We start from the raw sequence: 25,304 nt of genomic DNA on the forward strand, positions 1-25,304 counted from the left end.
TGTTTTAGTGAGTGAAGGGAGTCGCAGGAAAAGCAAGGGGACGTTAAAGTGCCATATTGCGCGGGGGCGGGGGTATTTCTGAATGGTCAAAGGTGTTTGGGCAGTGGGCAAAGGTATTTTGCTGAAGGGGGCGGGTGTTTTGGCAATAGTGGAGGGTGTTTTAAGAAGCGGCGAGGGTGTTTTGAAAGGGGAGGAAGGTGTTTTGACAAGCGCGGGAGGTGTTTGAGGAAGGGGAGCGGGTGTTTGAATGGAGGCTGAAGGTGTTTTGGAAAGGGCGGAGGGTGTTTGGGATTGCGGGGAGGGTGTTGGCGGAGGGGCGGGGGTGTTTGGAAAGGGGAGCGGGTGTTTCGGCACGGGGGAGCGGGTGAAACCGTAACTTTGCGTTGTGCTTAACTACCTGTGCATTGGCGGCCGTAAGCTGGGGCTTACGACGCGGGCAGAGCGGTTTCTGTCGATTATCTACCCTAATCAGATGAAGCAGGACAAAGAAGACCAACTGGTGATGTGCGGCCGCGTGGCCGACTACGTGACCGAACACGAAGCCGACATTGCCGCCAGCGAGGTGGCGGCCGAGCAAGCGGCCGAGGTGGCGACGCTCTACGGCCAGGTGGCCGGGGCGCGGGGCGGCACCGCCCAACGCACCAAAAGCCTGACCGAGGCGGCGGACACGGCCAAAAAGGAATTGCTGGACCTGTTGCCGGCGCTGCTGGGCCCGCTGGGCCGGGTAGCCGCGCGCCTCAACGACGCCCACCTGCAAGCAGCCGTGACGCTGAGCAACAAGCAGCTGCGCAAGCTGCGGCCATTGGCGTTCATCGGGGTGGTGGGGGCGGTGCTCAACAGCGCGGCCCGGGCCGACGTGGCGCCGGAGCTGGCCAAGCAGGGCCTGACGGCGAAGGCGCTGGCGCCGCTGGGTACGGCGCTGAAGGCGTTTCGGACGGCGCAACCGGCCACGCGCAAGAGCATCGACGAGCGGGTGCGCGTAGGCGCGGCCCTGGAAGACCTGCTGGCCGAGCTGCTGGCGGAGGTGCACACCCTCGACGAGGACATGAAGGCCTTCAAGCTGCTGAACCGGGAGCTGTACGAGGGCTACTTGCAGGCGCGCAAGATTCTCAACTCCGGCGGCGGCGGGAAGCCGGAGAAGCCGGCGTAGCTTTCAGTAGCTTTGGAAATGCAGCCGCCCGCTTCCGGTTGGGGAGCGGGCGGTTCTTATTTTGGTAAATAGATTATTTTCCCTTGGTCGCCATTGTAGAAAAACGTGTCATCTTTCTTCGTGAAAATAATGTCTCTGTCGTAAGTTATTTCTAATGTTTGACTGTCAATCCAACGGGCGGATATGAACTTGCCCCGCCCCTCAAAATAGAATATTGAGCCACCATTTCCTGGCCCCCAGTAGATAGCAGAACCTGTCTGACTGTACGCCCCATTGATGTAGTGCTCACTTGCCTCAAATGACTTTTTATGGTCGGGTGCAGCAAGCTTAACAAGCTCCAGAGTAGTAAAATCAAACTTGGGTTTTGCCCTGCGCTTTGGTTTCTCCTTTTCTGTTGAGATTTTAATTAAAAACTTATCAAGAGCAGCTTTCCGCTTCTCCAAATACTTTATATCACTTCCTTCCCATGCTTCTAAGTCGCTGCCAGCTTCAATGATTTCTTTTACTTGCTTATAAAGTATTGGGTCAAGTGATTTGGTCTCCCACTGGGCTAATGCTAGCCCGAATAGGGAATTGTTTCTGTCGTCATAGTCATCAAAAGATTCTTTATAGTCCTTAACAATCTGTTTAGAAACTTCAATTGGGTCTTTCCCTTGATTATACAGGTCGAAGAAGTCTTGATAAATGTCAAGAAATGTGTCGTTGCCATCAATGGCTGTATTCCATGTTCCCATAAAAATTGTTTGGTTTAAAGTGATTTAAAGTAGTAAGCAGCTATTCTAATCCTATACTGGTCTCGTTCTCTTTATAAATAACAACGTCTACCCGCCTCCGCCACCCAAGAAACCCCAGCGCCAGCCGCTGCCCGTTGAACCGGCCGCGGGGTGGTGGAAACGCTAGGGCTTGGTGGTGAATTTTACCTCGTAGGTTTTGAGGGGGCGGCCATCGGCGGAGCGGAAGCCGCCGCCGTTGATGACGAAGCCGTAGGTGTGGCCGGGTTTCAGGGCTACTTTGTAGGTGTAAGATTTCTTGTCGGCGGAGAAGGCGCCGCGCCCCGCCATGGGCCATTGGGCTGCGCCGCCGGGGCCGTAGTCGGTGCCGGTGAAGCGGGCCATGGGAGCGGAAAAGTCGACGCGGATTTCGGTGGTGGCGGCGTCGAGCAGGCCGTCGGGGCCGGGGGCGGGGGTGAGGCCGACCACGACGGGGCGGCTGGCTTCGTAGGCTTGCAGCAGCTGGGCTTTGGGGGGCAGGTGGGGGTAGTAGCCCGACCGGCGCAGGAGGGCCTCCACGGCGTCGGCGTTGGTGTAGTCCAGCTCCAGCAGGTCTTTGACGGCTTGCTTCTTATTGGGGGCGCGCTGGTAGTAGGCTTTGCAGATGGCGTAGCCCATGTAGTAGCCCAGGTCGGGCACGTGGGCGGGGTCGTCGGACACCTGGTTGTAGAACCAGTTGCCGAGGTAGGGCGCAAACATGTCGGCCTGGAACTGCGCTTTGAGGGCGGGCTCGCGCCGGGGGCCCTGGGCCACGTAGGGCAGCTGCGGCAGCCGGCCGGTCACGAGCTCGGCCACGAAGTCGCAGGTGCCTTCGTAGAGGGCCTGGCCGAGGAGGTTGTTTTCGGGCGGGCCTTTCTCCTGGGTGTGCACGTATTCGTGCACGTTGAGCACCACGAGGTTGTCGAGGGGGTGGCTCTGGAAATAGCTGGCGCGGGAGGCGCGCACGTTGGCCGGAAACTCGGAAATGTCGGTGGCCGGGTCGCCCACGGCCAGCTCGGTGCCGATGAGCACCAGGCGGCCCTGGGTGGTGCCGCCCGATTGCAGCGCGCCGATGGTGTAGTAGATGGCGGCCGGGCGCAGGGCGGGGTAGAGGGCGGCGAACTTTTGGAGGTAGGGCCCAAGGGCCTGGGCCTTGGTTTTGACTTGCAGGGTATTGGGCCGGATGGAGTTCCAGAACCGGGGGTAGCGACGGATGGCGCTCACCCAATCGGCGGGGGCGTAGCCTTTCACTTCCTGAAAGGCTTTGAGGCCGGGCGTGGCCTTGGCGAGGTAGAGCCGGTTGAGGTAGTGCAGCTGCCGGAGGCTGTCGGTGGTGGTACGGATGCTGTCGTAGGCCACCCAGAAGTTGTCGAGGTCGGAGAAAAAGACCTGGGGCTTTGGGGCAGGCTGCTGGGCGAAGGCAACAAAGCAGCGGAAAAAGCTCAGGGGCAGCAGGCAGAAGCGTAGTTTCATGGCGCAGAGTTTTCGCCAAACTTAAGCCCTCAGATACTTACCCACGGTGTGCCGCTCTGCTGCCGCCGGGGCCTCAACTCACCGACACGGTGGCGGCCGGCAGGTTGATGGTGAACGTGGTGCTCACGTCCGGCTTGGATTTGACGGTGATGTGGCCCTTGTGCGTCTTCACAATATCCTGGCTGATGAACAGGCCCAGGCCGGTGCCTTTGGAGGTGGGCTTGGTGGTGAAAAAGGGCGAAAACAGCTGCTCTTGCTCGGCGGCCGAAATGCCCGTGCCGTTATCGCGCACCTGAATTTCGACGCCTTCTTCCTGAAAAACGGTGGCCACGGTGAGCACGGGCCGAAAGTCCGGGTTGCGCAAGGCCTTCTCGTGCACGGCGTACAGGGCGTTGTTGAGCAGGCTGGACAGAACCGCAGCCATCTCCGTGGGCACCAGCCGGACGGTCACGTTTTCCGGATTCTCGCCTGGCACCAGTTCCAGCGGCACTTGCCGGTACGCCTCGTCCAGCTCCTGCCGGTACGCTTCCAGCTGCTCCGCGACAAACGCGTTGGGGTCGACTTCCACGAAATCAGTCGACTTGACTTGCAGCAGCTTGTCCATGCTGCGCACGATGCGCGTGAGGCTGGTGCCGTGCTGCTTGATTTTGCCGATGTTGCTTTCCACCAGTTCCAGCAGGGGCACCGCTTCGTCCTGCAGGTGCTCATCGGTGGCGTAGGGCGCGGCGGCGAGCAGCTCCTGGCATTCGGCCAGCAGCTCGGTCGACACGTCCGAGAAATTGTTGACGTAGCTCAGCGGGTTCAGCAAGCGGTCGACCAGGCCCTTGGTGAGCTGGCCGATGGACGCCAGCTTCTCCTGCCGGATGAGCTGCTCCTGGGTGTCGCGCAGGTCGGCCAGGGTGCGTTTGAGGCCTTCGAGCAGGTCCTCCGTTTTTCGTTTCTCAACTATTAGTTCGCTGGTGCGGGCTTCGAGCTGCTGGCGCGTGGTTTCCAGGTCGGTCACCATTTTGTTGAAGGCCGTGCCCAGCTCGCCAATCTCGTCGCGCGAGTTGCTGTCCACGCGCTGGGTGAGGTCGCCGCGGCCCACTTTGGTGGCGGCGTCGCGCAGCTTGAGCACCGGCACCGAAATGTTTTTGGCCAGCACGAAGCCGATGCCAATGCCAATGCTGAACACCACAAAGCTGAAAAACAGCGAGGTGACGCGAATCTGCCGCTTGCTTTGCACGATTTCGCGGGTCGAGAAAGCCAACATGATTTCGCCGCTCATCATGGGTGTGCGGAAGGCGGTGCGCTTCACCACCGTTGAGTCGTTGGACGTGGCGTTGACGTCGACCTTTTTCGCTTCGGGGTAGGTTTTAAACACCGTGCGCGTGATGCGGTACCGGGTGTGGGCGGCGTTCCAGGTAGTGTCGGTCTGAAGCAGGCTCACAAACTGCAGCAGCGGGTCTTTCTTCACAAAGTCCATGGCCGTTTGCACGCCCTGGAAGTTCTGCTCGGTCATGGCGATTTTCACGCCTAGCGCCACGGTGTTGGCGTGGTTTTGCACGTCCTTGTTGAAGTTGGCCAGCAGGCTGCGCTCTTGAATAACGGGCAGGTAGAACAGCACAAAGAAGGAAAACAGCAGCACGATGCTCGTCACGGCCAGCCAGATTTTGGTCTTGACCGTGAGGCGCAAGTGGCTGATGACGCGCAGGATGGACGGGTGACGGAGGCTCTTTGCCATACCAGGCAGGTGCTGACGTAAGCGGATGGAGGCGGGCAGCCCTTACAAGAACTTTTTTCCCTCAACGGTGATGGTTTTGCTGTTGGGCACGGGCTGGTTGACCACGCCGATGGCCCCGGCGGTTTGGGCCACAAACTCGGCCAGCTCCGCTTCGGAGTTGAAGAAGTTGGGCGCGTCAGCTTTGCCCTGAAACACCAGCGCCAGCCAGTACTTGTTCAGCTCGTTGGCGCTCATGTTGTAGATTTTTTTGCTGGTGCTCTGGCCGATGGGTGTGGTGGTTTTCAACAGGGCAATCACCACCTTGCTGCCGTCGGGCCAGCGCAGCTTTTCGCCGCGCATGGTGGCCCGCAGCTGGGCCAGCTTCATGTCATTGGGCACCCCCTTGCCGTTGCCAATAATGACGAGGTTCTGGTCCTGCGCATGGGCCGGGGTGCGGCCTACCACAACGAGGAAAAGCAGGAACAACGTCAGTCGATAAATCCGGGCCATCTGCATCACGAATTAAAAGCCAACGGCAATTTGAAAGGTCACCTTGTCGGCGGTCGGGTACATGTGGCTTTTGGTGCGCTGGTACTCCAGCTTCAGCACGGCCAGGTAGCTCATTTCGTAGCGCAGGCCCCCCACGAAGGACTGGGTTTTGTTGTCCATGAAGTACACCTCGCGGTTGTTGGTGTACCGGATGTCGTCGACGCGCACGTAGGGAATGATTTTGTCGGTGACGCGCAGGCCCACGTAGGCGTAGGTGGCCATGGCCCGCTGCGTGCCCAGGCTGTCGGAGCGGTTATTCACCATGCTGGTTTCGGCCAGCAGCTCAAATTTTTTGGAGAAAACGGAGTCGTTGTAGGCGATGGAGCCCGTGAGAATATCCTGGTTGACGCGGGTGAGGGCCACCGGCGTCAGGCCGTTGCCGCCGTGGTTGTGGGCGGTGCTGCCCTTCGAGATGGCGTCGTGGTAGTACGAGGCGCCCAGGCGCATGCCGTCGCGGGGCTTCACGTGCACGGCCAGCGTGAGCGACTTCACGGGGTTGTTGTCGGCCACGTCGCCCGAGCCGATGCCGTTGCCCACCATGGCGTCGTAGCCGAAGCGCAGGGCGCCCAGGTTCTGGCCCTGCAGGCTCACGCCGGTGGTGTGGAGCGGGATAATGCCCGCGGCAAAGAGCAGCGGCCGGTCGATGGTGGGGAAGAACACCCGGCCGTGGTGGTAGGTGTCGTTCCAGTAGTTGATGGGCGTGTGGTGCTTGCCCAGCAGCGCGCTGTGGTTGCCAGCGTAGTTATACTTGAGAATGACGCGCTCGATGCTGACGTTGAAATCGGTGGGCGAGTCGGGCGAGAACTTGGCCACGGTTTCGCCCAGAAACGACAGGCGCTCGGTTATCGCGGAGGTGATGAACAAGTCCTGCTCGCCGAGACCAAAATTGACTTTGCCGTTCTGGTAATAGGCCAGCGCATCCACAAAGCCCCGGACTTGGGTGCGTTGGGCCTGGGCGCACGGCACGGCTCCCAGCAGCAGTCCCAGCAGTAGAAATAAGGGTAGAGAGTAGCGGTTTATTTTCATACGCGGCGCTTTCAAAGAAGTCGGAACTTGGAGGGGGCGAACTGGCCGCCTTCCCATTTGTAAGAAAGCGCAGCGCTAGTCGCAGCAATTCTAAGCTACCAGGGCATTCTGTTGCTAAGGTGCCAAAGGTACTGCAAGAAAAAGTTCTTTTAATGCTAAATCAGGTTGAGAACAGAGCCGCCCGCCTCGGGTGGGAGGCGGGCGGCGGTTGAGGGAGTAGGCGGGGCTAGTGGGCGGCCAGTTGGGACATCACATCGGCAAGGGTGGTGAGGCCCCAGTGGCCGATGAGCTTGCCTTCGCGCAACTGGTAGATGTCGATGACGTCGATGCTGACGGGCTGTTGGGTGGGAGCCAGGCCCAGCAGCTCGCCGGTGTGCAGGCCTTTTATGGCTTTGCGGGTAGTCACTTTGTCGCCCTCGGCCACCTGGTCGTGGATTTCGACTTGCAGGTTGCTCAAGGCGGGCTGCAGAATGTGCAGGAAGAAGTAGTGCATGCCGCCGGGGCCGGCGTCCATGCCGGCGGGGGCGCTGTGGTTGAGGAAGTCGGGGGCCAGCAGCTCGTTCAGGGTGGCGACGTTGCCCTGGGCGATGCCTTCGTGGTTGAAGCGGCGGATAATGGCTTTGTTTTCTTCGGGGGTGATGCTCATGGCAGCAGCTTTTTTAGGGGTGAAAAAGAATGCTGCAAAATTGGGCGGTGGGGGAAGGGGCGGGTTAGGGCGTTTCGGTCAAAAGGTGTGGCGGGGCGGTCAATGTAATAGGACGGTCTATTTGGTTATCTGTCATCCTGAGCGTAGCGAAGGACCTTATCACGCCGGAACGAACTGCAGTTGTTCATTAGGCACAGACGTGGTAAGGTCCTTCGCTGCGCTCAGGATGACAGAGGTGAAAAAGCCACCAGCCCTTGCTGCTTGAACTCCCGGGGCGAGACGCCGAAGGTTTTTTTGAAAGCTTCGGAGAAGCTGGAGTGGCTTTCGTAGCCCACTTGCTGGTAGACGTCGCTGGGGGACTGGTGCTGTTGGTGCAGCAGGGCGGCGGCGCGCTGCATGCGCTGCTGCAACAGCCATTTTTGGGGCGGTTGGCCGTAGAGGGCGGCAAACCGGCGCTGAAACGTGGACACGCTCATGTGGCAGAGGAAGGCCAGCTCCTCCACGGTAATGGGCCGGGTGAGGTGAGTTTCGACTACCTGGCGCAGGGTGAGCTCAGGCGGGCGGGTGCGCGGGTGACGCAGGAAGGTGTGCAGGCCCTCGGGGGTGGTGTGCAGCAGGTAGAGCAGCAGTTCTTCGAGCTTAAGCTGGCTGATTTCGGGGCTGAGGGGCGTGGGAGCGGCCAGCAGCAGGCGCAGCGATTCGAGGTAGTTGCGGATGAAGTCGTCTTTGCCGAAGGTGACCAGGGGCGCGCCGGAAGCCCCGGGGCGCGGCAGGCGGGCGGCGTGGCGCAGGTAGAAGTCGTCGAGCACCTGGTTGCTGAAGTAGAGCAGGATGCTGCGAAACTGGCCCTGGTCGGAGAGCAGCTCGCTGGTGAGGATGTTGCCGGCGGCCATGAGCAGGATTTCATCCTGATACACCGTGACGGTGTCGGCGGCCTGGATGATGGTTTTGCGGCCGTCGATGAGCAGGTTGAGCATGTTCCAGCTCAGCACAATCTTGTTCTTGACGGTGGGCTGCCGCGACACGTAGCTGCGGATGAGGACGCCGGTGGGGGCGGGGCTGCCCGCCGGCAGCAGGTCGTGGGGGATGGTGTAGGTGGTCATACGGGCGCTAAAAGTACCGCAAACGCGGAGCCGGCCGGTGGTGCCAAACGGAAATTTGAGACGCTGCCTGCTGCCAGCAAACTATGGTTTCAGTCGGCCGCGTCCAGTAGCCGGCGGTGGTAATTAATCTGGCCGAGGTGGTAGGCCAGGTGGGTGGCTAGGTGCACCAGGAAATAGCCGGTAGAGGTTTTGGCTTCCAGTACCTGGATGGGGTATTCAGCCTCCAGCTGGGCATCGGACAGGCGCGCCAGCACGGAATCGACCACGCCGATGGTTTCGGCTAGCTTCTGGAGCAGCTCGGCCCGGGGAACGTCGCGCAGGGAAAACTCCAGGTCGCGGTGCCGCACGTAGCCGGTGTGGCCCAACTCGGCCCCGATGTAGGTGTTGAGGTTGCCCACTAGGTGCAGGCAGAGGTTGCCGGCCGGGTTGCTGATGCCCGGCGCCGTGCGCCACAGGGTTTCTTCGCGGTGATACGCTTCGATTTCCTGTTTTAGCTTGTTCAGGTCGCGGGCGAAGAGGGTTTGGAGGGTGGCGATGAGCATAGCGGGCGCGGAGGGGTTAGGGCCATTCAACTGTTGGGCGCGGAAAGCTGTTTAGGAATTGCTTTATAAAGCAATGAATTCGACAACCTTGACAAACCGGTAATGAGCATTCCCTTGGTGACTGAGCACGTGTATGAGGCTCCGATTGAAAAAGTTTGGCAGGCCCTGACTGATACTAAGCAGCTACAGCAGTGGTATTTTCCGCAAGTGCAGCGCTTTGAGCCGGTGGTTGGGTTCCGGTTTGAGTTTGCCGATGATGGCTCACCCTACGGTAAAGCCTGGGTAGTAACGGACGCGGTAGCCGGGCGAAAACTGGCGCACACCTGGGCTTATAAGAATTACCCCGGCAGTTCAGAAGTTACCTTTGCCTTAGCCGAGCAAGGCGACAAAACCACGCTCACGCTCACGCACACCGGCCTGGAAAGCTTCCCGCAGGACCCGCACTTTGCGCGGCGGAGGTTCGAGGACGGCTGGGCCCAGATTCTGGGCAGCAACCTGAAGGATTACCTGGAAAGGAATGGCTGACGCTGTGGAAACGGAGCTACTGGTTGTACGACGGCCATATCCAGGCCCGCAAGGTTCTCAACTCCGGCGGCGGGAGCGGCAAGGAGAAACCGGCCGCGGCCTAAGTTTCGGCCGGGTTGGAAATGAAGCCGCCCGCTTCCGGTTGGGGAGCGGGCGAGGCATGAAATTTGAGCTACTGCCTAACTGCTCATTCCAGTATTCGGCTTCCCTATGTGTTTTTTTATGCAGTTGTGCCAGAAGGCGGCCTCTTTGCTGGTACTGATGCTTGTGGGCCTAACGGCCGCTGGGCAACCGGCTCCCACCTGGGACTGGCTCACGCCACTTCGAGGTGATGGTATTAGGAGCCGCAATATAGCTATTGATGCCGTGGGCAACTCTTATGTTGCAGGCACATTCGGTGGACAAGCCGTTTTTGGAATAGCTACGCTAACTAATCGGGGATGGAGCGACGCATTTGTGGCGAAATACGATTCCCGCGGCACGTGTTTATGGGTGCGGCAGATAGGAGCAACAGTGCCGAATCCCGTTCAGTTTGGGCCAACGAATACCCCTTGGGGCATTGCTGTGGACTCCCAAGGCAATGCGTACGTAGTGGGCGACTGCAAAGGACGCACCTTGTTGGATAATATAGAAATCATCCCTGTCAATGACGGAAGAGTGCGAATGTTTTTGGCAAAGTACTCCTCACAAGGCACTGTATTATGGGCCAAATCGTACGACGCGGGCACGCCGGGAGGTGTAGCAACCGATACGGATGGCTCGTTATACGTGGCCCATACAGACGCATTGGGCAGCCCGATAGCTGCCGTTTCAAAAATTGATGAGCAGGGAAACATGCTATGGACCCGCGGAGTGCGTAACGGGGGATTAATAAATTATGGCGGGGGTGGGGGAGTGCATGTTAGGGTGGGGCCTTACCATGAAGTCTATTTGCATAGTAGTTATGTGTATGGCGCAAGCATTGACGTCGGGGCTTCGGGAAGCTCGCCTTTGTCGAATGCAGGGTTGTTAAATACAGGGATAGCCAATAAGGCCGTTTTTCTGGCTCGCTACACCACCGCTGGCACTCTCGATTGGGTTCGCACAGGGTATTCACCCGGTGAAACCTCTTACAATGCAGGGCTAGCGGTGGATAGCGCCGGCAATGCTTTCATTACTGGGTATACCATGTCGGGGGGAATGGTTTTTGGCAGCTTGGTGCTAGCGGCCCATGGGAATTGGGACACCTATGTAGTGAAATATGATGCGCGAGGGCAAGTGGTTTGGGGGCACCAGGAGGGCAGCGCACGACTCGATAGGGGAGTGGGCATAGCGGTGGATGAAGTGGGGAATGCGTATTTGCTGGGCACTTTCTACAGTGGATTGGCAGCCTTCAGCAACGTCACTCTCAACGGCGTCGCGTCGCAATACAACAACTTGGCCTTGGTGAAATATGACCCGCAAGGCCAAGCCCTGTGGGCCATTACGCAACAGGGCGCTGGCGACCTAGCGCCCTGGGGCCTGGCTGCGAACCGAAATGGCGACGTGTACGTCATTGCTGATGTGTGGAATGCTGCGCGGCTGGGAAGTCTCACAATGACCGTTTCCGGAGGGCCTTCTTCTGGTCACTTAGAAAGCTTGATTGCAAAGCTAAAAAGCAACTTGCCTGTCACTTCTTCCGGTGGTGAAACGGGTGCCCCAGGCGCTGGAATGGGGACGCCAACGGCTGAGGTGCGTATTCCCAACATCATCACGCCCAACGGCGATGGCCAAAATGACCAGTTTAAAACTCTGGGATTGGCAGCAGGCACGTGGCGTCTTTCGGTGTACAACCGCTGGGGAATGCAGGTTTTTGACACGCCGAATTACCAGCAGGACTGGCAAGCCGAGGGGATGGGAGCGGGCCTTTATTACTACGTTTTGGCAAATACCACCGGCCAAATGAGAAAGGGCTGGCTTGAGGTCAGGCGATAAGCTGCTTTGAGCTAGCCATACCCTATTGCAAGCCGCCCCAGCAACCCCTGCTGCGCCAGAAACGGCCGCGTCAACTGCTTACAGTAAGACATCAAGGGTATTTTAAACCAAGCTCATTTACTTCAATATCGACCTGCTTCCAATCTGAAGCATCAATGGTGCTTTTCGAAATATCTAATGGGTATTTGCCAAGCACTTTTACCCAGCTGATGCCCGGCATCAATTTGAACTTGTCAATAATGCGTCTATTGTAACTGCCTGGGCCAGGATTTTGCAGTTGAGACTCGATGGTTCTGTTCGCAGATTGACGGTTTTGATACATAATAGTATCCGTCGCCCAGTCGCCGCCCCAAACTAGGCCGTAGCGTAGGAGCGTGCTTATTGTAGCTAATGCCACAAAAGCGACAACTGATTTTCTATTGCTCCAACGAAGAAAAGCGCGGCCAAAATAGGTGATACCACAAGCGGCAACAGCAACGCAAAACCAGGCACTCAACTGTAAGCTGTTTAGTTCCAACGGTGTCAGCTCATCCAACAGTAGCAATGTTGTTGTTGCCAGGAATGCGGTCAAAAGCAGTTTGTTAATCATATCGTAAAAGCTCAGAACTTATTTTCTCAGCGCTTTTGCCCCCATCGTAAACACCAACGTGCCGCCTTTCGCCACGTCCTGCTGCGCCAGAAATGGCTGCGTGAGCTTTTGCCCGTTGAGGGTGACCGATTGCACGTAAACGTTTTTGGCGCTTTGGTTTTTGACCTGGATGGTGAAGGACTGGCCGTTTTCGAGGTGCAGCACGGCCCCGTGCACGAGGGGGCTGCCGAGGGCGTACTGACCCGAACCGGGGGCGACGGGGTAGAAGCCGAGGGCCGAGAAGAGGTACCAGGCGCTCATCTGGCCGCAGTCGTCGTTGCCGCCGAGGCCGTCGGGGGTGGGGTGGTACTGGCGGGCGAGGATGTTGCGGACCTGGGCCTGGGTTTTCCAGGGCTGGTCGGTATAGTTGTAGAGGTAGGCGGCGTGGTGGGCGGGCTCGTTGCCGTGCACGTAGCCCCCGATGATGCCCTCGCGGGTGATGTCCTCGGTTTCGGCGAAGAACGAGTCGGGCAGGTGCATGGTGAAGAGCGAATCGAGGTGGGGTACGAAGACGCGGTTGCCGCCCATGAGGGCGATGAGGGCCTTGGGGTCGTGGGGCACGGCGAGGCTGTAGTTCCAGGAGTTGCCCTCGATGAAGCCCTGGCCGTTGGTGCTGAGCACGTCGAATTTCTCGCGGAAATTGCCGTTGGCCAGGCGCGGGCGCATGAAGTTGTGGCGCGCATCGAACACATTTTCCCAGAAGCCAGCCCGCTTGCTGAACTCCTTTTCCAGGTCGGCGTGGCCGAGCTTGCGGGCCAGTTGGGCAATACACCAGTCGTCGTAGGCAAATTCGAGGGTGTTGGAGACGGAAGTGCCGCTGCGCTCGTTGGGCACGTAGCCCAGGTCGAGGTACTCGCCCAGGCCGTCGTACCAGCGGTGGCGGGCGGTGGCCACGCAGGCGGCCAGGGCGCGCTCGGCCAGGGCGGGCGGCACGGCGCCGTTGAGGACGGCATCGGCCACGACGGATACGCTGTGGTAGCCGCTCATGCACCAGTTTTCGTTGGCGTGGTGGCTCCACACGGGCAGCATGTGCTCGGGGCTCTGGTCGTAGTGGGCCAGCATGGACTGCACCATGTCGGCGTTGCGCTTGGGCTGGATGAGGTTGAAGAGCGGGTGCAGGGCCCGGAAGGTGTCCCAGAGCGAGAAGGTGGTGTAGTTTACACTCTTCTCTTTTTTTATTTTTGATAAGGGCGCATTGGGCGTAGGGCGGTGCGTGTTCTGGTCGACACCCTGGTATTCGCCATCTACATCCTCGTAAACAGTAGGGCCCAGAAAGGAATGATAAAGAGCCGTGTAGAAATTCTCTTTATCGGTCCGATTAGGCGTTTGGATGGTGATGCGGCTCAATTCTTCCTGCCATAGCTCTTGCGACTCGCGACGTATTTGGTCAAAATTCCAGCCCCAGATTTCATTATTAAGGTTGTAGACGGCCTTAGCCATGCTCACGGGTGAGAGGGCAAACTTGACCTTGATTTTTTCGCCCGCCACGGTGTTGAAATCGAAGTAGAGGCGCAGCTGGCGGCCGGCCTGCTCGGGCCAGTTCCTGCTTTGGTCGAAGCGGCCCCAGAAGCCGCGGTAGGTTTCCTTGGCGTCGTACTTGCGGGCGCCGTAGCTTTTGAAGGGCTTCGAGAACTGCATGGCGAAGTACTCGGTGCGGGTGCGGCCCCAGCCGGTAGTTTGGCGGTAGCCGGTCACGAGCGAGTCGTTTTCGATGCGCACGTAGCTCCACACGTTCTTGTCGGGGTAGTTATAGATGCCGGCCATCATATCGAGGATGATGTGCGCCGGCTCGGTGCCCGGAAACGTGTACTGGTGGAAGCCCACGCGGGTGGTGGCCGTAAGCTCAGCCAGGATGTTGTGGTCGTCTAGCTTCACCTTGTAGTAAGCCGGCTCGGCCACCTCGTTCTGGTGGGAGAAGCCGGAGCGGTAGCCGCTCTGGGGCCGGTCGGCGGTGCCGGGGTTGAGCTGCAGCGGGCCGGTCGTGGGCATAATGAGGAAGTCACCCAAATCGGAGTGCCCCGTGCCGCTGAAGTGCGTGTGGCTGAAGCCGACGATGGTTTTATCGTCGTAGTTGTAGCCCGCGCAGTACTTGTAGATGTCGGGGTTGTACTTGCCGTTCTGCTCGTAGCTGAGCGTATCGGTATCGGGCGAGAGCTGCACCATGCCAAAGGGCACGGTGGCGCCGGGGTAGGTATGACCCATCTTCTGCGTACCCACCATGGGATGGGCATACTGGACGAGGTTTTCGGGGGTGGCGGGAGCCTTTTGGGCGTTAGAAGTTGCGGCGAGGAGCAACAGGGGCAGGAGTTTCTTCGGCTTCTTCATGCAGGGCGCGGATGGGAGAGCAATATCCGGTAATTTCAGGCATGAATAACTGCCTGCACTGTGGCAATAGCACGGCCAACGCGAAGTACTGCTCCCGCTCGTGCGCCAACCGCGTAAATGGACATCTATTTCCCAGCCGTCGGCCCATCGCCCGCAGTTGTAAGCATTGTGGCGCGGCACTGTAAACCCGCCGCACCACCTGCGACAGTTGTAATCCCAGCTTCGTTGATTGGCAACAGGTGCCTCTACAGCAACTCAAGGCAAAGGCATTGCAGCAGTACGCGGCTCAAATTCGCAGCTTAGCGCGGGTAGCCTACCGCAAATCAAGCCGCCCCAAAGCATGTGCGGTGTGTGGCTACGACACTCACTACGAGGTTTGCCACATTAAGCCCATAAACGAGTTTATGCCTACTGACTTTGTCGCCGATGTGAACAGACTGAACAACCTCGTGGCGCTGTGCCCCAACCATCACTGGGAGTTTGACCACGGCCTGTTATCTGTCACTGTTCTGACCTCTGCAGAGGTTGGAAGCATGGGGCATGAGCAATGAAAAACCCGCTCTGCGCACTGCAAAGCGGGTTTTCAACCAATGTAGCCGCGACGAGAATCGAACTCATATCAAGCGTTTAGGAAACGCCTATTCTATCCGTTGAACTACGCAGCCATTATAAATTACTGTATTTCAACAACTTACAACGTTTTATTCTTAAACTATTGTTAACAGAATGAAGGGTAAGCGTTAACATGTTAACTTTGGTGGGCACCCCAACAAGCTCAAAATCGTTAAACATGGCAACTTTACTATCTTCCGATGTCGTTCTTTGGAAACGCAGCAAATCTGACAGCAAAGGTACGGTAAGCCTACGTGTCACGAAAGGCAAGGCACGTAGCTACAAATCCCTATCCATCACGATACCGGAAGCGGATTGGAACGAGCGGACGCAACGAGTACGTGCAAGCAACGCCGATGCCGACGAGTACAACGCCACTATCACGCGCAAGTTGGCTGAACTCGCAGCGGTGGGCAACGAAACCAAAGATGTAGCCAATGCGACGGGGGACTTTCTGAGCTACTGCGAAAGCTTCATTTCGTCGCTCAGCAGCCTTGGCACTCGCAACAAGTACACGACTATCCTGAACAAGCTGCGCGGGTTTCTACGGTCACGAAACGAACAAAGCTTGCCCTTTGCCGATGTCAACCCCGAATTGATACGCCAATTGCAGCAGTACCTATTGAAGCAAGTGACACGAAACGTAGCCAACAACTACATGAAGGTGTTCAACCGTTTCCTTAAGTCAGCAGTCAAAGAGCGTAAGTACAACTACGATGTCAACCCGTTTGTGTCCATTGACTACACCAACGCCCAAAAGAACCGGAAAACGCTGTCAGAGCGTGATATAAAGGCTTTTCGTATGGTAACCCTACCCGACCGCCTACAACGGGCACAGCGGGCGTTTATCGTGCAATTGTTGGCACAGGGAATGCGCGTATCTGACCTATTGCTACTGCGGTGGTCAGATATCACGACGGACGGTATTAACTACACGATGTTTAAGACCGGCAAGGAAATGAATGTCCATTTAAATGACATTCTCGTTGCCTTATTGGTCAAACAGGCAGAAACATTGCCGGTATTCAAGCAACATCGGTACTTACAGAAGCTTACCAAAGAGCTTGCCCACGAATACACCGCCGCTATCAATGCCATTAAGCTGAGCTATGATGCTGACTTCATCGGCAAAAACGCTCTTAACATGCGAGACTTTAAGAACGTTCCCGAAGTGGAGAATTATTTGTTAACGCTTGATACACTGCGAATTAATCAGCGTATTGCTATGTTGGACATAGCCAAAACCAAACACGCCAACGAGTTCGTGTTTTCGTTCCTGCAAACATCTGACTTCCCAACCCACGTCACCTCTATTAATATCGAAGAAAGCCAATATAAGAAAATGCACAGCGCCAAGATTGTATACAACAGACACTTGAAAGAAATTCAAGCTCTTGCAAAGATTGAGTTTCAGATAACAAGTCATGCCGCCCGACACGCCTACACCAACCTACTGCTGACAGACAAGGACGGATACGATGTTTATGACATCAGCCGGGCACTTGGTCACAGCAGCCTCAAAGTGACAGAGAGTTATATCGGCTCTTTCTCAAAATCTCACGTCGGCAAGATTAATGAAGCCATTGCCAAGCGGTTAACATTGTTGGAATAACTGACCGTATCGGTAGATAATCTGAATTAACCGAATCAATGGCAACCCTTGACGCTACGGTGTCAGGGGTTTCTTTTTGTCTGAAAAATCATTATTACTGTATATCATAATGTTAACAATTTGGTAATGTAGAAGCCAAAAACAAAGGGGAAAAATCTGATAGATACTTATAGGACATGGACGTTAAAAATTCATGCCATATAAAAATAATCTTATGATATGCCCCCGCAACCCATCAAAAACTATGTACCCGTCATTGATACGTTACATTTAAACTTAACCAAAGACCTTGCGCCAAATGCGTTCGTGTTAACGTCTCATAACCCAACTGATTTACTGTCAGTTAATCGGCACAACGCAGAAGCCTTATACCATTCCGATGGATACTCATTGGAACGGGTTGAGCAACGAAACCAACATTTTCATTTGGTGTACACTGCCAAGGTCAACGGCAACGCATTCGGTACCCTATACCTTGACCGCAAGTCACCTTTCGGCAATCAGCAGCATCTTATCCCGTTCCATCTGTATAACAGCACGTTGTACACGGAATGGGTGCCGACGTTGACCAATTTCATGGCAGCTTTTGAGCTTACCATCAGCACGTTTGCGCAGGTACATATTGCCTTGGATACGAATCAAAACGCTGTTAATCAGTTTTATAAACTTCAAGACAGCCCCGCCTTTGTAATGAATCACGGTCGGCAGTTGTCCGACAAGGTGAAGACCGCAGGAACCCGACAAGCCGGTGGGCAACGTGAAGACGGTCTTTATATCGGCTCAGCCAAATCAGCCAAGCAGACAGTCATTTACAACAAGACCAAAGAGATAGCTGACGAATCCGACAAGCACTATATCACGGCTCACCACGTCGCAAACGGTCTTGGCGGTGCCGATGTTTACCGGATAGAATTGAAGCTCAGCAACGATGTTTTGAAGGACTATAGACGCCTCTTTGTCAATGAAGACGGTGAAGCTCTCAGCAATCACTTGATGAAGCGTCAGACACTTGAAGACATGGCAGTGTCAACGTATCAACCTGTTACTGCCTTCCTCGGCACAGCATTGGACTACACCAAGTTTACCAACCCGGCTTACCTCTCGTCACTGTTTGCACTCTTTACCAATTTGGATTTCAGGCACAAAGACAACCGGCACATCAGCCGTTGCACTCGTTTTGCCTTCATTGATTTTAATAGATACCAAAAAGAAACCATTATGCAAAAGATTGAATATAAAGATAGTATGACGAACAACTTCCGTATCCAAAAGCAGAGCCTTGAAACCCAAATAGACCTGTTCAAGCGAACGGCAAACCCTGTGCTATTGGAAGCTGCTGCTGCTTATGCTGCTGAGTATCGTTTGCAGTCCCACCTTGCACACCTTATCAAGCTGTATAACATCGGCGACGTGGTGACCGCTCACTTGCCCGTTGGATACTTTGACAACACCACTATACAGCACCGCATGAATTTGGCACTATAACAACCGACGCCAAAAATTCACTGTAAGCCTTTAAATCATCTTGCTTACAACGACTTATACGATTCCGGCTGATTCCATTTTTGTACTGCTGCGGGGGCACAGTGCGGGTGGTTTCGGTCGGTTTCTTTTTGTGGGAACGTGCGACAATACCACGTCATTAACTCAGAAAACCAACCAATCAACTGCGTTTTTAAGAGGGTTGGTGAACAGTCTTATTATCAATAGATTACAACAATATGATGCAAATACTTCTGATAGTCAACTGATTATATAATGTTGAATATTGGTTTAAGTGTTCAACTGCCTCTGTCACTGAACTATAATTGTAAAACTCAATGAATGGCATGGAGTAAGCCCGCGCCGGTAGGCAGCGGCGGGCGTAACGAGCCGCAACAAGTGATACAAGGGACAGAGAGCGTAACACCGCAAGCACACAATAAACGCGTGACGAATAGCCTATTACGATTGACTTCCTTGTACTTCGTTAAATATCAAGTAATTGCCTCTTGGAAGGCTGCATGTTTGAAAAAAGCAGGCACCCAACCAAGCAAATACTGTGAACAATAACAAAGACCGATAAGATTTACTTATCAGTCCTTATATCTACGGTAACGCGGAAACGAAATGAAGTGTAATGGAAGTGGATTGGAAGTCATGCGAAACGAAAACGAGCAAGATGGAAGTGAAGACAGGCAAGACCGAAACCATTGGGCACAAAAAAACCGTCACTTGATAGTTACGGCTTTAATGTTGTGGTATAGCGGACTACTCGTCTGTCTCCACTATTTCAGCAAGTATTTCAAAGGTGTCCGTGTCGGGTTCAAAGACATATGCTGCTATATCCTGCATAAATTCCTTTGCTTCATCTTCCGAACTGAACAGGAAAGTTTGGTCAAGTTCGGGACGTGAGGTAAAGATTTTGACCGTCGTTTCCATACCGTTTTGCGTGTCATGCTGTCCAACGGTGGGCTGCATCCCAACTACATGGGCGATGTTAATCAGTATAGGCGGGTCTTGATGAATGAATCTGAGGAAAGGCATTTGTGTGAGTTTGGGTGAACACGAAAGGTACGAAGCAAGGTCGTGTATTGCCGTTGTAAAACCGCCGCCGTTAACCAAAGACCGCCTTCGCTCCCATGAGGGAGCGCAGAAACCGCGCCCACGTGCATTATGCAATATTTTACGGTGGCTCTGTCCCGGTTTCTGTCCCGGTTTTACTCAGTTTGTCCCGTTCTCGTGTCGGATACGGTCAGCCAAGCGAAGCATCTACACCCCTCAGAGTATTGTCAATCTTGAATATTGACGACGTTTGCTAACGTTCGGAACCCAAAATTACACTCGTTAACGCATATGTTAACATTGCTTTGTTAACACACTTAAACAACTGACAATCAAAGCATCAAAGAGTGACAGTATACAGTAACGCCTATTCTATCCGTTGAACTACGCAGCCGTAGCGCAAAGATAAGAACAGACGCCCGAGCCCTACATCTTATACAGCAGCGCGATGCCGAATGACAGCGCCGTCAGAATGAGCCCCACCATGAAGATGGTGTAGCTCGTGCGCAGCAGGCGGTACTTGCGGGTGAGCACCTCGCCGAGGTAGTAGATGTCCGTCACCATATTGGTGTAAAGCATGTCTTTCGTGCGCATCAGCTCGCGCATGCCGCCCTGGAAATTGTCGAGGTTGAGCTTGGTGAACTGGCCGAAAAACAGCAAGTTAACGCGGCGGTTGGTGGCGATTTCGGGGCTTTTCTTTAGCCAGGCAAAGCTTGTTACGTCGGGCTGAGCCGAGAGAATAGCCGTGATGACCGAACCCAGGGCCGTTACCAGCAGAATGCTGATGGGAATGCCCAGCACCGGGTTGCCGCTCATCATGGGGCCCAGGGCGCCGGCCTTGCCCATTTTGGCGCCCAGGTAGGTGATGATGACCGACATGAGCACGGCGTTGAGTTGTATCATCATGCTGGCCTTTTTGTCGGCCATGTCGCTCAGCTTCATGTGGTTCGAGTACATGGTGCGGAACATGGTTTCAATGCCCCGCTTGGGCTCGGCAAAGGTGTCGGTTTTTTCCTTGTTCTTTTTCTTCTCTTTCTTCTCGCGCTTTTTGAGCTCGTCGCGCTGGTCTTCGATGTTGTCTTTGAAGGCCTTTTTGTAACGGTCCTTGCCGGCATCGGAGTGGTACTTGTGGGCCAGCATGAAGTTGAGCTGCAACTCGGCCCACTCAGGGTTGGAGTAGGTTTTGCCCAGTACCAGCTCCCACTCGGTGCGCAGCAGCTCGGCGCGGGAGCGGAAGTCGTCCTGGGCCAGATTGCTCATATCGGCATCCACCAACAGCTTTTGCAGCTCGGTTTCGGGCTTTTCGTCGCGGTGCGTGGCCTTTATCATGTCCTGCACCTGCTGCACGCGGCCGGCGGGCACACCTTGCTCAGTCAGCCAGGCGCCGGCGCGCTCCATGCTGCGGAACTCGTGGCCGTCGTACACGTCGAGGTAGCCGGCATCGTGAAACCAGGCGGCCAGCAGCAGCAGCTCGGTGTCGTCGGGGCTGAGGTCCGCGGCCGGGGCCAGGGCGCGGGCTTCCTTCACCACCATTTCGGTGTGGCCAAGGGAGTGGTAGGTGAGTTTGGGCGGCAGCTCACGGCCGAAAAGGTCGGTGATAAAGGCTTCGGCTTCTTTCACCAGGGGCGAGGCCTTGGCTTTGGGCGGCTTGGCGTCGGCGGGCGTCGCGGCGGCGGGTGGCGCGGGCGCGCCCAGGGTGGCGGGGGAGGCGCCGGCGGCGGCCGGAGTGGGGATGGCCTCGACGGCTTCGGGGGCAATGTCTTTCATAAGGAGGGAAGCGACGGGCGGTTCGGTAAGCCGGCTTTCGGGCTTTCAACGCGAAGCGGCGGCCGGAAGTTGAAACCCGGCCTTAACCGCACTGCGGCGCTTTGCGTAACGGGCCCTACCGGAGGCGACTGCCCCAGGCTTTCGCGCCGCTATTCCGCTTTCAGTACCCCCTTACATGACCTCATTTCGCCGCCTTCTTTTTCTGCTTGCCTGCTGCCTGCCGTTGGGGGCATATGCTCAACCGGCTCAGCCAGCTAAGTCCAAGACCGTCAAGGAACCCAAGCCGCCCAAGGAAACCCAAAAGGAGATTCCCTCGCCCGGTGAGTCGGACCAGAACCCGCACAATAGCCGCCCCAACTACCGCAAAACCGGTGTGAACTGGGAGCGCAACACCCCACCCGATTCGAGCCGTATCCGCTACCGCGTGTTCCTCATCGGCGACGTGGGCAACCCCATTCTGCCTGAGAAAGGTGGCGAGCCCAGCCTCAACTACCTGCGCCAGCAGATTATGAAGGCCGGTAAAAATTCCACAACCATTTTCCTGGGCGACAACATCTACAACTACGGCATGCCCGAGGAGGGCGCCTACGACCGCAAGGTGGCCGAAAAGCGCCTCACCGCGCAGCTCGACATCTTTCGCGGCTACCCCGGCGAGAAGTACATGACGCCCGGCAACCACGACTGGATTCAGGGCAACCCCGGTGGCCTGGAGCAGGTGAACCGCGAGCAAGCTTTTGTGGAAAACTACATGATGAAGGATTCGACGGCGTTCAGCTACACCGGCGACTTCTTCGTGCCCCGCGACGGCTGCCCCGGCCCCTTCGAGGTACGCGTGCAGGACGACCTGGTGCTCATTGCCCTGAACTCGCAGTGGTTTGTGACGGCGCCCGCCAACCGCCCCTCGGGCCGCGACGGCGGCTGTGGCGCCGAAAACGAGGACGACGTGTACGCGGCGCTCGAAGAGGTGATTACCCGCAACAAGGACAAGCACATCATGGTGTTTGCCCACCACCCGTTGTTCAGCGACGGCATTCACGGCGGCTATTTCACGCTGGCCGACCACATCTTCCCGCTCAGCATTGTCTTCAAATACGCCTTCATTCCGCTGCCCGTCATTGGCTCCATTTACCCGTTTGCGCGCAAGTACGGCGGCATCAACCAGGATATTCCGCACCCCGCCTACCAGGCTTACCGCAAGAATCTGCTGGAGATTTTCGGCCGCCACCCCAACGTGGTGTACGCCGCCGGGCACGAGCACAACCTGCAGTACTACAAGGAAGGCAGCTCGCACTTCATCGTGAGCGGCTCGGGTTGCAAAACCCAGCACGTGAAGCCCGGAGACGGCGGCGGAGCCATTTTCTCGGACAAAGAGAAGGGCTGGGCCCAGGTGAACTACTACGACGACGGCCAGGTGTGGACCGAGTACTTCATTCCGCAGGGCAGCGGCACCACGGCCCGCCGCGTGTTCCGCACGCCCATGTACGCCAAAACCACCGGCGCCATTGCCACCAACCCGGCGCAGCCCGTGTCGGAAACCGCGCTGACGACCACCAACGGCGTGGCCGGCGGCAAGGAATTGCCCCAGACCAAGGACGAAATCAAAGAAAACGAAAAGGACAAAGAGAAGAAGAAGGAAAAGGAGGCCGAAGTCATTGCCAAAGCGCCCATCCCCACCCGGCGGCCCGACTACCGCGACAGCAGCGTGACCGTGGCCATCAAGCCCGAATACGACCGGCACGGCCGCTTCCACAACTGGCTGCTGGGCGAGCACTACCGCAAGGAGTGGGCCACGCCCGTGAAGTTCCGGACCCTGGACCTGGCCAACGACAAAGGTGGCCTGATGCCTTACAAAACCGGCGGCGGCAAGCAAACCGCTTCGCTGAAAGTGCGCAACGAGGCCGGCTACCTCTACACCCTGCGCGGCATCGACAAAGACCCCGCCGCCGTGCTGCCCGAGCAGCTGCGCACCGGCCTGGCCAAGGCCGTGCTGCAGGACCAGATTTCGGCCCAGCACCCCTACGCCTCGTTTGTGCTGCCGCCGCTGGGCACCGCGGCCGGCATTCTGCACACCAACCCCGAGCCCGTCTACATCCCGCAGGACCCGCTGCTGGGACAGTACTACGCCCAGTTTGCCAACCTGCCCGCCGCGCTGGAAGAAGACGCCAAGGACAGCCAGGACAACGTGGCCAGCCTGGGCTTCGCCAAAAACCTGGTGAGCACCGACAAGATGCTCTCCCGCCTCATCGACGACAACGACAACCAGGTAGACCAAGTGGCCTTCGCCCGCTCGCGCCTCTTCGATATGTGGATAGGCGACTGGGACCGGCACGAGGACCAGTGGCGCTGGAGCGAAAGCAAGGACAAGGACGGCGACCGCCGCTTCGTGGCCGTGCCCGAAGACCGGGACATTGCCTTTTTCAAGGGCGATGGCGTGCTGCCCTACCTGATTTCGCGCAAGTTTGCGGTGCGCAACTTCCAGAACTTCGGCTACGACTACGCCGACTTCCGCGGCCTGAACCAGACCGGCATGAGCAACGACCGGGTGTTCATGAGCGCCGTGACGCGCGAGCAGTGGATAGCCCAGGCCGAGTACATGAAGAGCCACCTCACCGATGAGGTGATTGAAAAAGCCTTCCGCGAGAAGTGGCCCCAACAGATTTTCGACCTGCACGGCAAGGAAATTATTGCCAAGCTGAAAAGCCGCCGCGACCTGCTGCCCAAGCTGGCCGGCGACTACGCCGACGTGCTGGCCGAAATAGTGGAAGTGCGCGGCTCGAAAAAGCGCGAGAAGTTCACCGTGGAGCGCCTGCCCGGCAACAAAACCCACGTGGTGATGCGCAAAATCAACAAAGAGGGCAAGCTGACCAAGGTGCTCTACGACCGCACCTTTGATGATAAGGTGACTGACGAGGTGCGCCTCTACGGCATCGACGGCAAGGATGTGTACGACGTGCGTGGCGACGTGAAGGACGGCCTGAAGCTGCGCATTATTGCCGGCAAGGGCCGCGACAGCATCCGCACGGCCGACCGCGTGGGCGGCCTGCTCCACAAAACCCAGATTTACGACGCTGACACCGGCAATGTCATCAATGCCAGCTCCGAAGCCCGCCTGCGCCTCGAGCCCGGCTACGAAGTGAGCCGCTACGACTACCCGCACCGCTTCGACCTCAAGGACTACCGCCTCGACTACGTGGGTCCGGCCCTGTACTTTGGCTACAACATCGACGACGGCGTGCTGGTGGGCGGCGGCGTGACGTACCGCCACTACGGCTTCCGCCGCGAGCCCTACTCCTGGGAGCAGACCATTGCTGCCAACTTCGCGCCGGCCCGCTCGGCCTATAACATTCGCTACACCGGTCAGTTTACACGCATTTTCAAGAAGACCGACCTGCACATTGCGGCCCAGTACTACGGCCCGCAGCTGCTCTACAACTTCTTCGGCATTGGCAACAACACGGCCAATTTGGCCAGTGAAGACGAGCGCAGAGGGCGCGTGACGGTGCGCTCGGTGAACGGTGCCTACCGCGTGCGCTTCCAGCGCCTCACCATCGCGCCCACCTTTGAGCGCAAGCTGTTTACCTTCCTCAAGTTCGGCATCGGCCCGCAGTACGACCAGTTCCGTGTCGAGCAAGACCCCATCGGCTCGGTTATCAAGGACAGCCTGACCAACCGCAACGGCGACCTGACCTACGAGAACCGCCGCTTTGGCATCCGCGCCTCCGATTTCCAGACCAACCAGTACCTCGGCGGGCTGATGTACCTCAACCTCGACGCCAGCTCCTCGGCCAAGAACCCACGCATCGGCCTGCGCTGGTACAACGAGTTCCAGTACAACTGGCAGCTCAACAGCGAGAGCCTGAGCTTCGGCCGCGTCAGCACCGAATTCCGGGCCTACCTCACGCCCAACTTCCCCTTCCACCTCACTTACGCCGGCCGCATCGGCTACCAGCACAACTTCGGCGACTACCGCTTCTACCAGGCCAACACCCTGGGCGGCACCACCAACCTGCGCGGCTACCGCCGCACGCGCTTTGCCGGCCGCACGGCCGTGTACGCCAACTTCGAGCCGCGCCTGGAGCTGTTTTCCTTCAACGCCTACCTCTTCCCCGGCAAGTTCGGCATCATGGGCCTGGCCGACGTGGGCCGCGTGTATTCCGACAACGACACCGGCACCTACAAGGGCCTCAACGCCTTCCACAGCGGCTTCGGCGGTGGCATCTACATCGACATTCTCAAGCAAGCCGTCATCAACGCCACTTACTCGGTAGGGGAGGAGAAGCTGGTTTTCGTGGGTTTCGACTTCCTGTTCTAACCCCGAAGCGGTGCGCCGCAAAAGCGCCCATCGCCGGTAGCTGCCCGTTGCAGCCGCCGGCGATGGGCGCTTTTTTTTGATAAACC

The 25,304-nt window shown here is 57.1% G+C and carries 19 protein-coding genes and 1 tRNA gene; 7 read left to right on the forward strand and 13 right to left on the reverse strand.

The genetic code is table 11. From position 1 onward, the window contains the following. Nucleotides 1-385: 385 nt before the first annotated feature. Complete coding sequence (locus MTP16_RS08330) at nt 386-1,150, forward strand: hypothetical protein (RefSeq protein WP_243518092.1); 765 nt, start codon at nt 386-388, stop codon at nt 1,148-1,150. Nucleotides 1,151-1,206: 56 nt separating this feature from the next. Here the strand turns inward: MTP16_RS08330 and MTP16_RS08335 are convergent, their stop codons facing one another. The 8 genes from MTP16_RS08335 to MTP16_RS08370 form a co-directional block, all read right to left on the reverse strand. Continuing rightward, on the reverse strand, nt 1,207-1,884 hold the full coding sequence (locus MTP16_RS08335) for a hypothetical protein (RefSeq protein ID WP_243518095.1): 678 nt from the start codon (nt 1,882-1,884) through the stop codon (nt 1,207-1,209). 162 nt (nt 1,885-2,046) lie between these two features. Further along, on the reverse strand, nt 2,047-3,372 hold the full coding sequence (locus MTP16_RS08340) for an Ig-like domain-containing protein (protein WP_243518098.1): 1,326 nt from the start codon (nt 3,370-3,372) through the stop codon (nt 2,047-2,049). Nucleotides 3,373-3,445: 73 nt separating this feature from the next. Beyond that, nucleotides 3,446-5,095, reverse strand: a complete 1,650-nt coding sequence (locus MTP16_RS08345; protein ID WP_243518101.1) for a sensor histidine kinase — start codon at nt 5,093-5,095, stop codon at nt 3,446-3,448. A gap of 42 nt (nt 5,096-5,137) precedes the next feature. After that, entirely contained in the window at nt 5,138-5,584 is a 447-nt protein-coding gene (locus MTP16_RS08350) for a hypothetical protein (RefSeq protein ID WP_243518104.1), read from the reverse strand. Nucleotides 5,585-5,596: 12 nt separating this feature from the next. Then, nucleotides 5,597-6,649, reverse strand: a complete 1,053-nt coding sequence (locus MTP16_RS08355; protein WP_243518106.1) for a hypothetical protein — start codon at nt 6,647-6,649, stop codon at nt 5,597-5,599. Between the two features lie 226 nt (nt 6,650-6,875). Next, complete coding sequence (locus tag MTP16_RS08360) at nt 6,876-7,295, reverse strand: ester cyclase (protein WP_243518108.1); 420 nt, start codon at nt 7,293-7,295, stop codon at nt 6,876-6,878. Nucleotides 7,296-7,516: 221 nt separating this feature from the next. Beyond that, nucleotides 7,517-8,398 (reverse strand): helix-turn-helix transcriptional regulator, encoded by an 882-nt coding sequence (locus MTP16_RS08365; RefSeq protein WP_243518110.1) that lies wholly within the window; start codon nt 8,396-8,398, stop codon nt 7,517-7,519. A gap of 89 nt (nt 8,399-8,487) precedes the next feature. Next, entirely contained in the window at nt 8,488-8,940 is a 453-nt protein-coding gene (locus MTP16_RS08370) for a DinB family protein (protein WP_243518112.1), read from the reverse strand. A 102-nt stretch (nt 8,941-9,042) separates the two neighbouring features. On the opposite strand from MTP16_RS08370, the gene MTP16_RS08375 reads away from it, so the two are divergent. Both MTP16_RS08375 and MTP16_RS08380 read left to right on the forward strand, forming a co-directional pair. Beyond that, entirely contained in the window at nt 9,043-9,465 is a 423-nt protein-coding gene (locus MTP16_RS08375) for an SRPBCC family protein (RefSeq protein ID WP_243518114.1), read from the forward strand. Nucleotides 9,466-9,831: 366 nt separating this feature from the next. Continuing rightward, nucleotides 9,832-11,418: a T9SS type B sorting domain-containing protein gene (locus tag MTP16_RS08380; protein WP_243518116.1), complete on the forward strand. Its 1,587-nt coding sequence runs from the start codon at nt 9,832-9,834 to the stop codon at nt 11,416-11,418. Between the two features lie 91 nt (nt 11,419-11,509). Here the strand turns inward: MTP16_RS08380 and MTP16_RS08385 are convergent, their stop codons facing one another. Next, entirely contained in the window at nt 11,510-12,007 is a 498-nt protein-coding gene (locus MTP16_RS08385) for a hypothetical protein (RefSeq protein ID WP_243518118.1), read from the reverse strand. Nucleotides 12,008-12,025: 18 nt separating this feature from the next. Then, complete coding sequence (locus tag MTP16_RS08390) at nt 12,026-14,371, reverse strand: GH92 family glycosyl hydrolase (protein WP_243518121.1); 2,346 nt, start codon at nt 14,369-14,371, stop codon at nt 12,026-12,028. Nucleotides 14,372-14,718: 347 nt separating this feature from the next. Between MTP16_RS08390 and MTP16_RS26085 the strand changes: the two genes are divergently transcribed. Continuing rightward, nucleotides 14,719-14,922 carry an HNH endonuclease gene (locus MTP16_RS26085; RefSeq protein ID WP_394804943.1) on the forward strand — a complete coding sequence of 68 codons (204 nt, stop codon included), beginning with the start codon at nt 14,719-14,721 and terminating at the stop codon, nt 14,920-14,922. 42 nt (nt 14,923-14,964) lie between these two features. Here MTP16_RS26085 and MTP16_RS08395 read toward each other — a convergent pair. Next, a tRNA-Arg gene (locus MTP16_RS08395) sits at nt 14,965-15,036 on the reverse strand. 125 nt (nt 15,037-15,161) lie between these two features. On the opposite strand from MTP16_RS08395, the gene MTP16_RS08400 reads away from it, so the two are divergent. After that, nucleotides 15,162-16,595: a site-specific integrase gene (locus MTP16_RS08400; RefSeq protein ID WP_243518123.1), complete on the forward strand. Its 1,434-nt coding sequence runs from the start codon at nt 15,162-15,164 to the stop codon at nt 16,593-16,595. 219 nt (nt 16,596-16,814) lie between these two features. Continuing rightward, nucleotides 16,815-18,080: a hypothetical protein gene (locus tag MTP16_RS08405; RefSeq protein WP_243518126.1), complete on the forward strand. Its 1,266-nt coding sequence runs from the start codon at nt 16,815-16,817 to the stop codon at nt 18,078-18,080. 765 nt (nt 18,081-18,845) lie between these two features. On the opposite strand, the gene MTP16_RS08410 is transcribed toward MTP16_RS08405, so the two are convergent. Next, nucleotides 18,846-19,121 carry a hypothetical protein gene (locus MTP16_RS08410; protein WP_243518129.1) on the reverse strand — a complete coding sequence of 92 codons (276 nt, stop codon included), beginning with the start codon at nt 19,119-19,121 and terminating at the stop codon, nt 18,846-18,848. Between the two features lie 444 nt (nt 19,122-19,565). Beyond that, a complete protein-coding gene (locus MTP16_RS08415; protein WP_243518131.1) occupies nt 19,566-20,906 on the reverse strand; it encodes a Pycsar system effector family protein in 1,341 nt (446 codons plus the stop codon). A 175-nt stretch (nt 20,907-21,081) separates the two neighbouring features. Between MTP16_RS08415 and MTP16_RS08420 the strand changes: the two genes are divergently transcribed. Beyond that, the gene (locus tag MTP16_RS08420; RefSeq protein WP_243518134.1) at nt 21,082-25,218 is read left to right on the forward strand and encodes a metallophosphoesterase; all 4,137 of its coding nucleotides are present in this window, start codon (nt 21,082-21,084) and stop codon (nt 25,216-25,218) included. The last annotated feature ends 86 nt before the right edge of the window (nt 25,219-25,304 follow it).

It is taken from the genome of Hymenobacter monticola, from assembly GCF_022811645.1.
Lineage (GTDB): Bacteria > Bacteroidota > Bacteroidia > Cytophagales > Hymenobacteraceae > Hymenobacter > Hymenobacter monticola.